At 60.9% G+C, this 12,751-nt stretch carries 14 protein-coding genes; 3 read left to right on the top strand and 11 right to left on the bottom strand.

The genetic code is table 11. The annotated features are described in order from the left end of the window. Position 1 precedes the first annotated feature (1 nt). The 9 genes from ispH to coxB form a co-directional block, all read right to left on the bottom strand. A complete protein-coding gene (gene ispH / locus HF949_RS08370; RefSeq protein WP_292899828.1) occupies positions 2-1,015 on the bottom strand; it encodes a 4-hydroxy-3-methylbut-2-enyl diphosphate reductase in 1,014 nt (337 codons plus the stop codon). A 76-nt stretch (positions 1,016-1,091) separates the two neighbouring features. Further along, the gene (locus HF949_RS08365; RefSeq protein WP_292899826.1) at positions 1,092-1,841 is read right to left on the bottom strand and encodes an SURF1 family protein; all 750 of its coding nucleotides are present in this window, start codon (positions 1,839-1,841) and stop codon (positions 1,092-1,094) included. Further along, positions 1,841-2,257 (bottom strand): DUF983 domain-containing protein, encoded by a 417-nt coding sequence (locus HF949_RS08360; protein ID WP_292899824.1) that lies wholly within the window; start codon positions 2,255-2,257, stop codon positions 1,841-1,843. The genes HF949_RS08365 and HF949_RS08360 overlap by 1 nt, the downstream gene beginning before the upstream one ends. A gap of 191 nt (positions 2,258-2,448) precedes the next feature. Next, positions 2,449-3,333, bottom strand: coding sequence for a cytochrome c oxidase subunit 3 (locus tag HF949_RS08355; RefSeq protein WP_292899822.1), 885 nt, complete (start codon positions 3,331-3,333; stop codon positions 2,449-2,451). Between the two features lies 1 nt (position 3,334). Beyond that, entirely contained in the window at positions 3,335-3,949 is a 615-nt protein-coding gene (locus tag HF949_RS08350) for a cytochrome c oxidase assembly protein (protein ID WP_292899820.1), read from the bottom strand. Between the two features lie 8 nt (positions 3,950-3,957). Beyond that, a complete protein-coding gene (locus HF949_RS08345; RefSeq protein WP_292899818.1) occupies positions 3,958-4,113 on the bottom strand; it encodes a hypothetical protein in 156 nt (51 codons plus the stop codon). Positions 4,114-4,122: 9 nt separating this feature from the next. After that, complete coding sequence (locus HF949_RS08340) at positions 4,123-5,061, bottom strand: heme o synthase (protein ID WP_292899816.1); 939 nt, start codon at positions 5,059-5,061, stop codon at positions 4,123-4,125. Positions 5,062-5,144: 83 nt separating this feature from the next. Then, positions 5,145-6,797, bottom strand: a complete 1,653-nt coding sequence (ctaD, locus tag HF949_RS08335) for a cytochrome c oxidase subunit I (RefSeq protein ID WP_292899814.1) — start codon at positions 6,795-6,797, stop codon at positions 5,145-5,147. A 38-nt stretch (positions 6,798-6,835) separates the two neighbouring features. Next, positions 6,836-7,696 (bottom strand): cytochrome c oxidase subunit II, encoded by an 861-nt coding sequence (gene coxB / locus HF949_RS08330; RefSeq protein ID WP_292899812.1) that lies wholly within the window; start codon positions 7,694-7,696, stop codon positions 6,836-6,838. 395 nt (positions 7,697-8,091) lie between these two features. Here coxB and HF949_RS08325 point away from each other — a divergent pair, with 395 nt between their 5' ends. From HF949_RS08325 to HF949_RS08315, 3 genes are all read left to right on the top strand, one after another. After that, entirely contained in the window at positions 8,092-8,562 is a 471-nt protein-coding gene (locus HF949_RS08325) for an invasion associated locus B family protein (RefSeq protein ID WP_244423510.1), read from the top strand. 83 nt (positions 8,563-8,645) lie between these two features. After that, positions 8,646-10,064, top strand: a complete 1,419-nt coding sequence (gene tldD, locus HF949_RS08320) for a metalloprotease TldD (protein WP_292899810.1) — start codon at positions 8,646-8,648, stop codon at positions 10,062-10,064. Beyond that, positions 10,064-10,765, top strand: coding sequence for an NAD-dependent deacylase (locus tag HF949_RS08315; RefSeq protein WP_292899808.1), 702 nt, complete (start codon positions 10,064-10,066; stop codon positions 10,763-10,765). Before tldD ends, HF949_RS08315 begins: the two co-directional genes overlap by 1 nt. On the opposite strand, the gene HF949_RS08310 is transcribed toward HF949_RS08315, so the two are convergent. Both HF949_RS08310 and HF949_RS08305 read right to left on the bottom strand, forming a co-directional pair. Beyond that, complete coding sequence (locus HF949_RS08310; RefSeq protein ID WP_292899806.1) at positions 10,766-12,007, bottom strand: class I SAM-dependent RNA methyltransferase; 1,242 nt, start codon at positions 12,005-12,007, stop codon at positions 10,766-10,768. Continuing rightward, the gene (locus HF949_RS08305) at positions 12,004-12,738 is read right to left on the bottom strand and encodes a TlyA family RNA methyltransferase (RefSeq protein ID WP_292899804.1); all 735 of its coding nucleotides are present in this window, start codon (positions 12,736-12,738) and stop codon (positions 12,004-12,006) included. Before HF949_RS08305 ends, HF949_RS08310 begins: the two co-directional genes overlap by 4 nt. Between the last annotated feature and the right edge of the window lie 13 nt (positions 12,739-12,751).

Raw genomic sequence — 12,751 nt, 5'->3', positions numbered from 1 at the left:
CTTATGCGTTGCCATTCACAAAGGCCATGTCGGCGCTGGTCAGTTCCACGTCGCGGATTGCACGCATGACGGGAAAATTCTCGGTTTCTTCGGCGGTGATTGCAAGCTCGACCGTGACGTCGAACCGCTCGCGGAATGCATCGATGATCTCGTTGACGATGATTTCGGGCGCCGAGGCGCCGGCGGAGAGGCCGAGAACACGAATGCCATCGACTTCGTCCCACGGAATTTCAGACGCCCGCTGCACGAGCAGGGATCGTTTGGCCCCTGCCCTCTCCGCAACCTCCACAAGACGACGTGAGTTTGACGAGTTGGGTGCACCGACAACGAGGAACAGGTCCGAACCCGGTGCCGCCTTTTTCACAGCCTCCTGCCGGTTGGTGGTCGCGTAACAGATGGATTCGGCCGCTGGCGCATGCAGATCCGGGAAACGGTCTTCCAGAGCCTTGAGAATGTCTGCCGTGTCCTCCACAGACAGAGTTGTCTGGCTCACAAAGCCCAGTTCCGCGCCATCGGGCCGTACAAGCGTGTTGGCGCCTTCCACCGTCTCCACCAGGGTCACCGTGCCCTCGGGCAGTTGCCCCATCGTGCCGATCACCTCGGGATGACCCGCATGGCCGATGAGCAGAACATGACGGCCCAGCCGGTGATGACGCATTGCCTGTTTATGAACCTTGGAGACCAGCGGGCAGGTTGCATCCAGATAGAAGAGGTTGCGGTTCTGGGCATCCGCCGGGACCGATTTCGGCACGCCATGTGCGGAAAAAACGACCGGGCAATCACGATGATCTTCGGGAATTTCGCTCAGTTCCTCGATGAAGACGGCCCCGCGTTCCTGGAGCCCCTCCACCACATAACGGTTGTGAACAATCTCGTGGCGCACATAGACCGGCGCGCCGTATTTCTTCAGCGCCAGCACGACGATCTGAATGGCGCGGTCAACGCCTGCACAGAAACCGCGAGGCCCGCAAAGCCGTACCGTCAGCTTCTGTCTTGTCATGTCGGCAGCCGTCATCTCTTGTCCCCTTGCTGATGCCGGAATTGGGGGTGTGGGGCCCTCAATGTCAAGGCCCCGGAGCCAAAGAACGCGATCACACGCTCCGCCGGTTTCTTCGCCACCAGACGAAGAGCACCCCGCATAGCGCCAGGGCAAGCCCATACCAGGTAATCGCATACTGCAAGTGGCTGTTCGGCAGATCGATACGCGTTACGCCGCCCACGGGCAGTCCGCCGGGATTGGGCGTGTCATCAGCGTCAACGTAGAACGGGAGAACCCGTGCGGCATCCGGCAATCCGGCAGTGCGCGCCATCGCATCGAGATCCTTCCAATAGAATATGTTCTTGCTGATATCATTGTCTGGAACGATGAAAGACGGCTTCTCGCCAATCCCGTTGCGGGCGAGCCCGCTGATGCGCACGCCGCCGACAATCTGTCCTTGGGTGCGCATCTCCGACTCTTTGCGATCGAAGGGCACGAAACCGCGATTGACGAAAATGAAGCGGCCGTCGTCAAGTCTGAGCGGTGTGTGAACAAAATAGCCCGACTGCCCCTTCCAGGTTGCGAAATAGTGGCGCTCGCCCGTGTGCCGGAAGGCGCCCTCAACGCGCATCGGCCGGTACTCGACATCACCGGTTTCAGCGTAGATGCGCTCGATGCTGGCGAGATCCGCCGGCTTTGCATTGATCCGCGCCTCGATCTGCGCAAGCAGCGCCTCCTTCCATTGAAGTCGCTGCACCTGCCATGTCCCGAGCGCCAGAAGGCAGACGAGTACGATAAGGCTCAGAAGCAGCAGAAGCCAGGTAAAGCCCGACCGGGAGGATTTGACTTCAGGCACGGTCATTATCGTTCGAGTTCCCCCTGCGCTGCCCTGTTGCGGTATTGCAGTGAGATCAGCAGGCCCTTCATCAGGCGTAGCGCCGTAAGACAAAGAACCAGCGCAAGCGGTATCCAGAGTATGAAATGCACCCAGAGCGCAGGGCCGAGCGACACTTCCACCCACAGAGCCAGTCCCACAACCAGAAAGCCGATGATCAGAATGACGAAGACCGCAGGTCCGTCGCCGGCATCGGCAAAGCTATAGTCCAGCCGGCAATTGTGGCATTCTCGTCCCACGGTCAGAAAACCGGAAAAGAGCCGCCCTTCCCCGCAGCGCGGGCAACGACCGCCAAGCCCGGCGCTGACCGGATCAACCGGTGGCCAGATCGCCCGATCGACGACCGGTTTGTCACTGCATGAGTTTTCCTGTCGCTCGATCATGTCGTTTCAACCCGGCGCAAGCCCCGGGGATGTGCGCCGCCCGTTTCACTGAATGTCCCTGCGCTCTAACATGGCGGGCCCGCCCGGTCGACGCCGCCTCATGACGCACCCCGGGATAGGACGAGAATGTGCTCCAAAAAAGAAAGCGGCCAGGTTTCCCCAGCCGCCTTTCGCATTCTCACACTGCCTTCTTAGCCATGCGCGATGGTCGCGCCCGCAGAGGCCCAGACGTAGACGAAGGTGAAGAGGAAGAGCCACACCACGTCAACGAAATGCCAGTACCAGGCAGCCGCCTCGAAGCCGAAATGATGCTTCGGCGTGAAATCACCGGCCATGGCGCGCAGCAGGCAGACCAGCAGAAATATGGTGCCGACAAACACGTGGAAGCCGTGGAAGCCAGTCGCCATGTAGAATGTTGCCCCATAGATCGAATCAGAGAAGGCAAACGGTGCGTGCATGTACTCATAGGCCTGAACAAAGGAGAACAGCACGCCCAGCGCCACGGTCAGAGCCAGTCCCCACACGAGGCCCTTGCGGTCGTCTTCGAGCAAGGCATGGTGCGCCCAGGTTACCGTCGTACCGGAGAGCAGAAGAATGATCGTGTTGTAGAGCGGCAGGTGGAAGGGGTCGAGAACCTCGACGCCCGCCGGCGGCCACATGCCCCCGGTGAACTCGGCGCGCGTAGCCTGTACGGCCTCGCCCGGGAACAGGCTGGCATCAAAGAACGCCCAGAACCACGCCACGAAGAACATCAGCTCCGAGGCGATGAACATGATCATGCCGTAACGCAGATGAAGCGAAACGACGCGGGTATGATGTCCCTCATGTCCTTCGCGGATCGTATCGGCCCACCAGGAATACATGGTGAAAAGCACCAGAAAGAGACCGATCAGGAAAAGCCAGAAGTTGGTCGCGGCGAGATCAACACCGAAAATGGTGAAATCGGAGCCGTTGAGCGCCTTCATCCAGGCGATGCCGCCAATGGACATGATCAGGGCGCCGAGCGAGCCGAGGAACGGCCATGGGCTCGGGTCGATGATGTGATAGTCGTGATGTTTTGCGTGCGCGTCGGCCATGTCAGCCCCCGAGATTCTCGTTCTGATTGGTGTTGGTCTTGGGCGCGGCAGCCACCGGCGCCTTCTTCTCAAGCGGGAAGAATGTGTAGGAAAGCGTAATCGTTTTCAGGTTCTTCAACTCAGGCACGTTGACGATCTCCGGGTCGACAAAGAAGACGACCGGCATGTCATAGGATTGTCCCGGTTGCAACTCCTGTTCCGTGAAGCAGAAGCACTCAACCTTGTTGAAATAGGCTCCGGCCCGCGCCGGCGAAACGTTGAACGTCGCCGTACCCGAAGTGGGCTCGCTGGACAGGTTGCGCGACACGTAGGAGATCTGCTTCGTTTCGCCGAGGCGCAGGGTCACCTCGCGCTGCTTCGGCTGAAACTCCCACGGAACGCCGTTCGTGTTCGCGTCGAAGCGGACGGTGATGGTCTGGTCCAGAATCGTATCGGAATACTGCTCGACACGCTGAGTGGTTCCCCCATAACCCGTCACCTGGCAGAAAAGCTGGTAAAGCGGGACTGCTGCGTAGGCCATACCCACCATGCCGCCCACCACGGCAACGCAAAGGATCGCGGCATTGCGATTTCGATGTTCCGCTGTCTCTTTCCGGATTTCCGGTTCGTCGCTCATGTCAAACCTCACATCGCGCGCTCGAACAGGCCCGGGCCAAGTTTGGCCAGGCTGCCGACATAGACAATCACGACGAAGACAGCGAGCGCGATGGCAAGTGCAATGTTGCGCCTGCGGCGGGCCCTGAGCTGCGCTTCGGTGGGCTTGAGAAGATCCTTGTCCATTATCTCACCTCAGGAAACCAGGCCAAGGCTTATGAGCAGCCGGTCGGCGAGAAGCGCCGTGAACAGGACGAAAAGATAGAGCAACGAATAGCCGAAAAGCGCCTTGGCGGGTTTCATGCTCGTATCGCTTTCCGGCATGCGCAGCACCTGCCAAGAATACCAGACGAAGCCGCCCCCCAGAATGGCGGCAACCGCGCCATACGCAAAGCTCGCAAAACCTGCCACCACCGGCAGGATACCGCTTGCGGCGAGAAGCAGCGCATAGATGAAAATCTGCTTCCTGGTCGCGGCATGTCCGGCGACATTGGGCAGCATCGGAATGCCCGCGCGCTCGTAGTCGCCCGATTTGAAAAGCGCCAGCGCCCAGAAGTGCGGTGGCGTCCACAGGAAGATGATGAGGAAGAGCACGAGGCTTTCCATGCTCACCGTGCCGGTGACCGCGGCCCAGCCAACGACCGGCGGCAGCGCGCCAGCGGCACCGCCAATGACGATGTTCTGCGGCGTCGAGCGCTTGAGCCACATCGTGTAGATCACGGCGTAGAAGAAAATCGTGAAGGCCAGCAGCGCTGCGGCCGTCCAGTTGGCCATCAGGCCGAGTGTGGCCACGGAAAACGCCGAGAGCACCAGACCGAAGCCAAGCGCCTCGCCCGGCGTGACGCGACCGGCCGGAACTGGCCGGCGGGCCGTGCGCCCCATCACCGCATCGATATCGGCGTCATACCACATGTTGAGCGCGCCCGAGGCTCCCGCACCAACGGCGATGGCCGCGATGGAGATCATGGCGAGCAACGGATTTTGCACACCGGGAGCCATCACCATGCCCACAAAAGCCGTAAAGACGACAAGCGACATGACGCGCGGCTTCAACAGCGCAATGAAATCGCCGGGTGCGGCCTCAGAAAGGCGCAGCCCCGTATCGTCCATATGCTCCTGATCAACCAGTGCCATGTTGTGCCTTCGTTCTGTTAATCGGTTGCGCGGCACATTCGAAGACGGGCCGCGCAACCTTCATGCTTTGAATTTGCCTGCGATCAGCGGATCTTCGGCAGCTGTTCCCACTGGTGGAAAGGCGGCGGCGAAGAAAGCTGCCACTCGAGGGTCGTCGCACCCTCGCCCCATGGGTTGGCGCCAGCCGGACGCTTCTTGGCGAATGCCTCGAAGACACCGAACAGGAACACCAGCACACCGATGGCCGCGAGATAGGAGCCGTAGGACGACACCATGTTCCAGCCGGCAAACGCATCCGGATAGTCGATATAGCGGCGCGGCATGCCGGCCAGACCCAGGAAGTGCTGCGGGAAGAAGATGACGTTCACGCCAATGAAGGTAATCCAGAAATGCACCCGGGCGATGAACGAGTTGTACATGTAGCCGGTCATCTTCGGGAACCAGTAGTACCAGGCAGCGAAGATCGCGAACACGGCACCCATGGAAAGCACGTAATGGAAGTGTGCAACGACGTAGTAGGTGTCGTGCATGGCGCGGTCGAGACCGGCATTGGCGAGCTGCACGCCCGTCACACCGCCAACGGTGAACAGGAAGATGAAGGCGATGGCCCAGATCATCGGCGTGCGGAACTCGATGGAACCGCCCCACATGGTAGCGATCCACGAGAAGATCTTCACGCCCGTCGGAACCGCGATCACCATCGTTGCGAACACGAAGTAACGCTGCGTGTCGAGCGACAGGCCGGTCGTGTACATGTGGTGCGCCCACACGATGAAGCCGACGGCGCCAATGGCGACCATGGCGTAGGCCATGCCGAGATAACCGAAGATCGGCTTTCTCGAGAAGGTCGAGACGATGTGGCTGACAATGCCGAAGCCTGGCAGGATCAGAATGTACACTTCCGGATGACCGAAGAACCAGAACAGATGCTGGAACAGGATCGGGTCGCCGCCGCCTTCAGGCGCAAAGAAGGTCGTGCCGAAGTTGCGGTCCGTCAGAAGCATGGTGATGCCGCCGGCCAGAACCGGAAGCGACAGGAGCAGCAGGAACGCGGTAATCAGCACCGACCAGGCAAAGAGCGGCATCTTGTGCAGCGTCATGCCCGGAGCACGCATGTTGAAGATCGTGGTGATGAAGTTGATCGCACCGAGGATCGACGACGCACCGGCAATGTGGATCGACAGAATGGCGAGATCCATAGCGGGGCCGGGCTGACCGGAGGTCGAAAGCGGCGGATAGATCGTCCAGCCGCCACCCGTTCCGTAGGCACCGGCCGGGCCCTGAACGAAAAGCGACATGAGCAGCAGGATGAAAGCCGGCGGAAGAAGCCAGAACGAAATGTTGTTCATGCGCGGGAACGCCATATCCGGCGCGCCGATCATGATCGGCACCATCCAGTTAGCGAATCCGCCGATCAGCGCGGGCATGACCATGAAGAAGATCATGATGAGGCCGTGCGCCGTTGTGAACACGTTGAACATGTGCTTGCCGGCGTCGATGGCTGCATCGCCCTCGAAACCGTAGACCATGGCGGCAAGGCCATGGAAAATCTGGATGCCGGGTTCAGCAAGCTCCCAGCGCATCATGACGGACAGGAAGCCGCCGATGATACCCGCGCAGATGGCGAAGATCAGGTAGAGCGTGCCGATGTCCTTGTGGTTGGTGGAATAAACCCACCGGGTCCATCCGGTTGGCTTGTGTTCGCCATGGGCGTCATGGGTTGTAGCGCCTGCCATTTCCTACCGCTCCATTTCCTCTCTGGTCGTCTGCCGGCTCATTCGCCAGCAGACGCAACTTTCGTCTTGCCCTCGATCGCGGCCATCAAAGCCTTGTTGGCACCGGCGAGGTCTTCACCCGCGGCTGCGATCCAGGTGTCATATTGGTCTTGAGCCACAACGCGGATGGCAATCGGCATATAGGCGTGATCCTTGCCGCACAGTTCCGAGCACTGACCGTAGTAGAGGCCTTCCTTCTCGGCCTTGAACCAGGTCTCGTTGATGCGGCCGGGAACGGCGTCAACCTTGACGCCGAAGGCCGGCATGGCAAAGGCATGGATCACGTCGCTCGCCGTCACGAGGACGCGCACAGTGGTGTCGACGGGAACGACGATTTCATTATCCACGGCCAGAAGACGCGGATAGACAGACTTGTCTTCCTTGCCAGCGTCGGCACGCTCGTCTTCCTTGAGCATGAGAGAGCTGAAGGAAACGGGCTCTTCAAGCTGGTATTCGTAATCCCAGTACCACTGCACGCCCGTGGCCTTGATGGTAAGGGCCGGTTCCTCCTCGGGCGTGTACTGCGCCGTCAGAAGCTGGAACGACGGCACCGCCAGGAACAGCAGCACGATCACGGGACCAACGGTCCAGATGACTTCGATCAGTGTGTTGTGGCTGGTGCGCGACGGCGTGGGATTTGCCTTTGCGCGGAAACGCACAATGCACCAGGCCAGCAGGGCCATCACCAGAATGGTGATCGGCACGATGAACCACAAAGTGTATTCCTCGAACCAGGTGATCTCGTGCATGATGCCGGTTGCAGCCGGTTGAAAGCGCATCTGCCAGGGCTCAGGTTGCGCAGCAACGGCGCCCGTGGCGAGAAACGGCAGAGTGGCAAGGCCAACAGCGATATTCTTCATAACCCTCGTCATCTCCCGTGGCGACACGGCAAGCCGGAACGTCCGGTTTTGCCGCAAAGGGAATTCTGGCTTTTTATAGGCGCGTTCAAACCATACTCTCATTTGAACCGCAAGGAAGGCGTTGGATGCGACGTGCGGCATTTTTGCGCCCCTTCGGCAGGCTCATACTGCCGTCCATATTGAAAGTGCAATAGCACAAAACACCGGGGCGTCCCATTTCGGTCGGAATTGCCCGCAAATGTCATTATTGTTTTCGCGTAATCGGGTTTTCCCAATCTTTTGCCGAAGCCCTCCCTTTTCGCCAACTGCAATCGCAGGATAAATTGCCCTGATTCGTACGGGAGCCAGGAACCATGAGCACGTCCTTCCTCAAATGCGCCGCTGTAGCGCTCGCGATGACCGTTTTCCCCGTCCTGGGCGCGCATGCGCAGCAGAGCGGTACGGTTCGCTCGACTCATGGGGCGTGGTCGATCCTGTGTGACACGCCTGCTGGCGCCTCCAGCGAACAGTGCGCGATGATGCAAAACGTCGTTGCTGAAGACCGGCCGGAGATGGGGCTTTCAGTCGTCGTGCTTCGCACCGCCGACGGAAAAGCGGAGATCCTGCGTGTTCTGGCTCCGCTCGGTGTGCTCCTGCCGAATGGCCTTGGGCTCAATGTGGATGGCAAGGATATCGGCCGCGCCTATTTCGTGCGCTGTTTTCAGGATGGCTGCTACGCTGAGGTGATCCTCGAGGATCAGCTTGTGGAAACCTTCAAGACCGGACAGTCCGCGACATTCATCGTCTTCCAGACTCCGGAAGAAGGCATTGGAATCCCCGTGGATCTCAACGGTTTTGCTGAAGGTTTCGACGCCCTGCCCCGCTAATCGCGGAAGTTCCTGTCCAAGCCGCACTGGATTGCGTGCCCGTGCTCCCTTAAATGAAAGGGAGTTTCGACAGGATATTGTTCATGACCGCCAAATCGCTTCTCGACGCCTTCGATTGTTCTCCCGATCGTCTGAAATCTCTCGTTGCCGATACGATCCACGGCGCGGATGACGGGGAACTCTTCCTTGAATACCGGGAAGGAGAAGCGCTTGTTTTCGACGATGGGCGCCTGAAGACCGCGAGCTTCAACACCGATCAGGGTTTTGGGCTGCGCGCCGTTGCCGGTGAAGCGTCGGGCTATGCTCATTCCAGCGAGTTGACCGAAGCCTCACTGCGCCGAGCCGCCGATGCCGTCTCTACAGTGAAGGACGGATATTCGGGAAAGCTCGCCACAGCTCCCGCCGGCACGAATCAGCGTCTTTATGGGGACGAGAACCCGATTGCCTCGCCAGACTTCGAGGAAAAGGCAAAGCTCCTGCAGGAAATCGACGGCTGGCTTCGCGCGAAAGACCCGCGCGTGCGGCAGGTCACCGCCTCGCTCGCCGCCTCATGGCAGCATGTGGAAATCGTGCGTGCCGACGGCCAGATCGCCCGCGACATCCGCCCGCTCGTCCGCGTCAACGTTTCCGTTATGGTCGGCGATGGCGACCGGCAGGAGACCGGCTCCTATGGCATGGGTGGGCGCAAGAGTTTTGGCGAGTTTCTGGCCGAAGATTCCTGGCAGTTCGCCGCCAGCGAGGCGCTGCGCCAGGCGCTCGTCAATCTGGACGCCGTGCCCGCACCTGCCGGAACCTTCGATATCGTGCTCGCCAATGGCTGGCCGGGCGTGATGCTGCATGAGGCCGTGGGCCACGGGCTCGAAGGCGACTTCAACCGCAAGAAGACCTCAGCCTTTGCCGGCCTGATGGGCGAACAGGTCGCAGCAAAGGGCGTAACCGTTGTCGATGACGGCACCATCTCGGAGCGGCGCGGCTCGCTCACCATCGACGATGAAGGCACGCCGTCGGGCCGCAACGTCCTGATCGAGGACGGCAGGCTGGTCGGCTACATGCAGGACCGCCAGAACGCCCGTCTGATGGGCATGGCCCCCACCGGCAACGGACGCCGCGAATCCTATGCCCATGAGCCCATGCCTCGCATGACCAACACCTACATGACCGGTGGCGACAGGGCGCCCGAGGAAATCATCGCCTCGGTGAAGAAAGGCATTTACGCGGTGTCCTTCGGTGGCGGTCAGGTGGACATCACCTCCGGCAAGTTCGTGTTCGGCTGCACCGAGGCCTACATGATCGAGGACGGCAAGGTTACCCAGCCCGTGAAGGGCGCCATGCTGATCGGCAATGGACCAGACGCCATGCACCGCGTCTCCATGGTCGGCAATGACATGACCCTCGACAATGGCATCGGCATGTGCGGCAAGGCCGGACAGGGCGTACCGGTCGGCGTCGGCCAGCCGCACCTGCGCATGGACCAGATGACTGTCGGCGGCACGCAGACCTGATGGATTACCGGCGCATCGTCATACTCACCGGTGCGGGTGTCTCTGCCGAATCGGGCGTGGATACGTTCCGCGACAAGAACGGGCTATGGTCGAAGATCGACTACCGCGACGTGGCAACGCCCGAGGGCTTTGCCGCCAATCCCACGCTGGTACATGACTTCTACAATATGCGCCGGCGCAGGATCGCCGAGCTGGAGCCCAACGACGCCCACCGCGCACTCACCCGACTGGAGCGGGAATTTTCAGGTGACGTCCTGCTCATCACCCAGAACATCGACGATCTTCACGAGCGCGCCGGCTCGAAAAACCTCATCCACATGCATGGCGAACACCGAAGCGCGCTCTGCACCCATTGCGGCGATCGCAGCCCGTGGGACGGCGATATGTCCCTCGAAACGCCCTGCCCCGCCTGCGCCACGGGCGGACATTTGCGCCCCGACGTCGTGTGGTTCGGCGAAATGCCCTACCAGATGGAGCGCATCTACGGCGCGCTCCGCGCTGCGGATCTCTTCATCTCCATCGGCACGTCAGGCAATGTCTATCCGGCAGCACAATTCGTGCAGGAGGCAGGTCGCCACGGCGCGCGCACGATCGAGCTCAATCTGGAACCGTCCGACACGTTCGATGATTTCGACGAGGCCATCCACGGACCGGCCAGCCGCGTGGTGCCATCCTATGTCGACATGCTTTTGAAAAGCTGATCAGCGCCGCTTCTGCTTCTTCTCCAAAAGCGCCACCGCTTCCACATGCGGCGACCAGAGGAACTGGTCGATTGGTACAACCCGCGTGACCCGATAACCTCCTTCCACAAGGATCGCCAGATCCCGCGCCAGCGTGCCAGGATTACAGGAAACCGCCGCGACCCGCTTGACATCGGAGCGTGCAATCTGCCGGCACTGGAACTCGGCCCCCGCGCGGGGCGGATCGAATACCAGCCCATCAAATTGCGCCAGTTCCTTCATCGGCAGCGGACGATGGAAGAGATCGCGCTTTTCCGCCGTCACCGGCTTCAAAGACGGCCATTGCCGCGCAGCAATATCGAGCGCCGACAGTGCAATCGCATCGCCTTCAGCCGCATAGACCCGCGCCTTGTGTGCCAGCCGCAGCGCAAACGTGCCGCTGCCGGCGAAGAGGTCGGCAACGTGTTTGCAACTCTCCAGATGCCCCGTCACCAATCCGGCCATCGCCTCTTCCGCGGCAACCGTGGCCTGTAGAAACCCTGCCGGCGGAATGGCCACCGGCACGTCTGCAAACATCACGCTGGGCTTCCGGCCCTCCACAATGATCTCGCCATCGGCAGAAAGCCGGGCAAATCCCTTTTCCAGCGCCAGGTCGATCACCGCCCGGCGCTGTTTTTCACCGAGCCGTCCCGCGCCCACCGCTGCAATGTCGAGCCCGGTGCGGGTTTCCGTCACCGTCAGGTGAAAGGGCTTCGGCGTCGCCGCGATGGCCTTGGCCAGGACCCGCAGATCCTCAAGCGCGGCAACAATTTCGGGTGTTGCCACCGGGCATTCCTCAATCACGACGATGCGATGGGATTGCGCCGCATTGAAACCCAGAAGAACCTCGGATCCCAGCCGCCTTGCGGTAAACGTCACGCGGCGGCGCGAATGCGGCGGGCAGGCGAGCGTCTCTTCCACTTCGGTTTTGATACCGCGCGTCTCCAGTGCGGTCACGACCTTCTCACGTTTCCAGGCGAGATAGGCTTCGCTCTCAAGGTGCTGTACCGCGCAGCCCCCACAATCACCGAAATGCCGGCAGGCAGGCTCGATGCGGTCGGGCGAGGCCTCGCGCAATGTCCTCTTCGCAGCACGCCCCTTGCGCAGTTCCGCTTCCACCACTTCGCCCGGAAGCGCAAACGGCACATAGGCAGGTCCCGTGGGCGTAAGCGCGACGCCATCGCCCTGTGCTCCCAGATGATCGATCGTAAGCGTTTCGCTCATTGGTCCTTGCGTCCGGCCAGTAGAAATTCGCGGTTTCCGTCTCCGCCTTCGATGGGTGACGGCGCAAGCCCCACGGCCCGCCAGCCGGCATTCGTCCCCAGCCATTTTTCCAGCTCTGCGGCGATTTCTTCGGCCTTTGCCGGATCGCGCAGCAAACCGCCCTTGCCAATGGCCTCTCGTCCCGCCTCGAACTGAGGCTTCACAAGAAAGATACCACATGTCCCTCGCGCCGCCAGCGCGAGCGCCGGAGGCAAAGCGAGTTTCAGTGAAATGAAGCTTACGTCCGACACCAGGAAAGCCGGCACGCGCCCTGTCAGATCTTCCATCGTCAGGTGCCGGGCGTTCACCCCTTCGAGCGAGGTCACGCGTGCATCGCTTGCAATTCGCGGGTCCATCTGCCCAGTGCCCACATCAATGGCCGTCACATGGGCCGCGCCGCGCTCCAGAAGCACCTGCGTGAACCCGCCCGTGGAAGCTCCAATGTCGAGTGCATGGCAACCTGCCGGGTCAAACCCGAAAGCGTCGAGACCATGCAAGAGCTTCACAGCGGCGCGAGAGACATAAGCACTTGCCGGATCGTCCACCTTCACCTCGGCGGCGGGCGTAACAGTCTGCCCGGGCTTTTTCGCCGGTGTTCCGTCCACCTTCACCGTGCCGCGCAGGATCGCATCACGCGCCCGCGCACGGCTCGCAAACAAGCCCCTGTCCACGAGAAACTGGTCGAGCCTCATCCGGCCATCTCTT

The organism is Nitratireductor sp. (assembly GCF_017794765.1).
GTDB lineage: Bacteria > Pseudomonadota > Alphaproteobacteria > Rhizobiales > Rhizobiaceae > Nitratireductor.
Note: the sequence above shows the minus strand (reverse complement) of the source record. Positions and strands in the feature narration are given on the sequence as shown.

Bases quoted from the DNA above. Each gene is read 5' to 3' on its own strand.
- HF949_RS08345 (WP_292899818.1), bottom strand. From the start codon at position 4,113: ATGGACAAGGATCTTCTCAAGCCCACCGAAGCGCAGCTCAGGGCCCGC.
- HF949_RS08315 (WP_292899808.1), top strand. From the start codon at position 10,064: ATGGATTACCGGCGCATCGTCATACTCACCGGTGCGGGTGTCTCTGCC.
- HF949_RS08305 (WP_292899804.1), bottom strand. From the start codon at position 12,738: ATGAGGCTCGACCAGTTTCTCGTGGACAGGGGCTTGTTTGCGAGCCGT.
- ispH (WP_292899828.1), bottom strand. From the start codon at position 1,015: ATGACGGCTGCCGACATGACAAGACAGAAGCTGACGGTACGGCTTTGC.
- ctaD (WP_292899814.1), bottom strand. From the start codon at position 6,797: ATGGCAGGCGCTACAACCCATGACGCCCATGGCGAACACAAGCCAACC.
- HF949_RS08325 (WP_244423510.1), top strand. From the start codon at position 8,092: ATGACCGTTTTCCCCGTCCTGGGCGCGCATGCGCAGCAGAGCGGTACG.
- coxB (WP_292899812.1), bottom strand. From the start codon at position 7,696: ATGAAGAATATCGCTGTTGGCCTTGCCACTCTGCCGTTTCTCGCCACG.
- HF949_RS08310 (WP_292899806.1), bottom strand. From the start codon at position 12,007: ATGAGCGAAACGCTTACGATCGATCATCTGGGAGCACAGGGCGATGGC.
- HF949_RS08350 (WP_292899820.1), bottom strand. From the start codon at position 3,949: ATGAGCGACGAACCGGAAATCCGGAAAGAGACAGCGGAACATCGAAAT.
- HF949_RS08360 (WP_292899824.1), bottom strand. From the start codon at position 2,257: ATGATCGAGCGACAGGAAAACTCATGCAGTGACAAACCGGTCGTCGAT.
- HF949_RS08355 (WP_292899822.1), bottom strand. From the start codon at position 3,333: ATGGCCGACGCGCACGCAAAACATCACGACTATCACATCATCGACCCG.
- HF949_RS08365 (WP_292899826.1), bottom strand. From the start codon at position 1,841: ATGACCGTGCCTGAAGTCAAATCCTCCCGGTCGGGCTTTACCTGGCTT.
- HF949_RS08340 (WP_292899816.1), bottom strand. From the start codon at position 5,061: ATGGCACTGGTTGATCAGGAGCATATGGACGATACGGGGCTGCGCCTT.
- tldD (WP_292899810.1), top strand. From the start codon at position 8,646: ATGACCGCCAAATCGCTTCTCGACGCCTTCGATTGTTCTCCCGATCGT.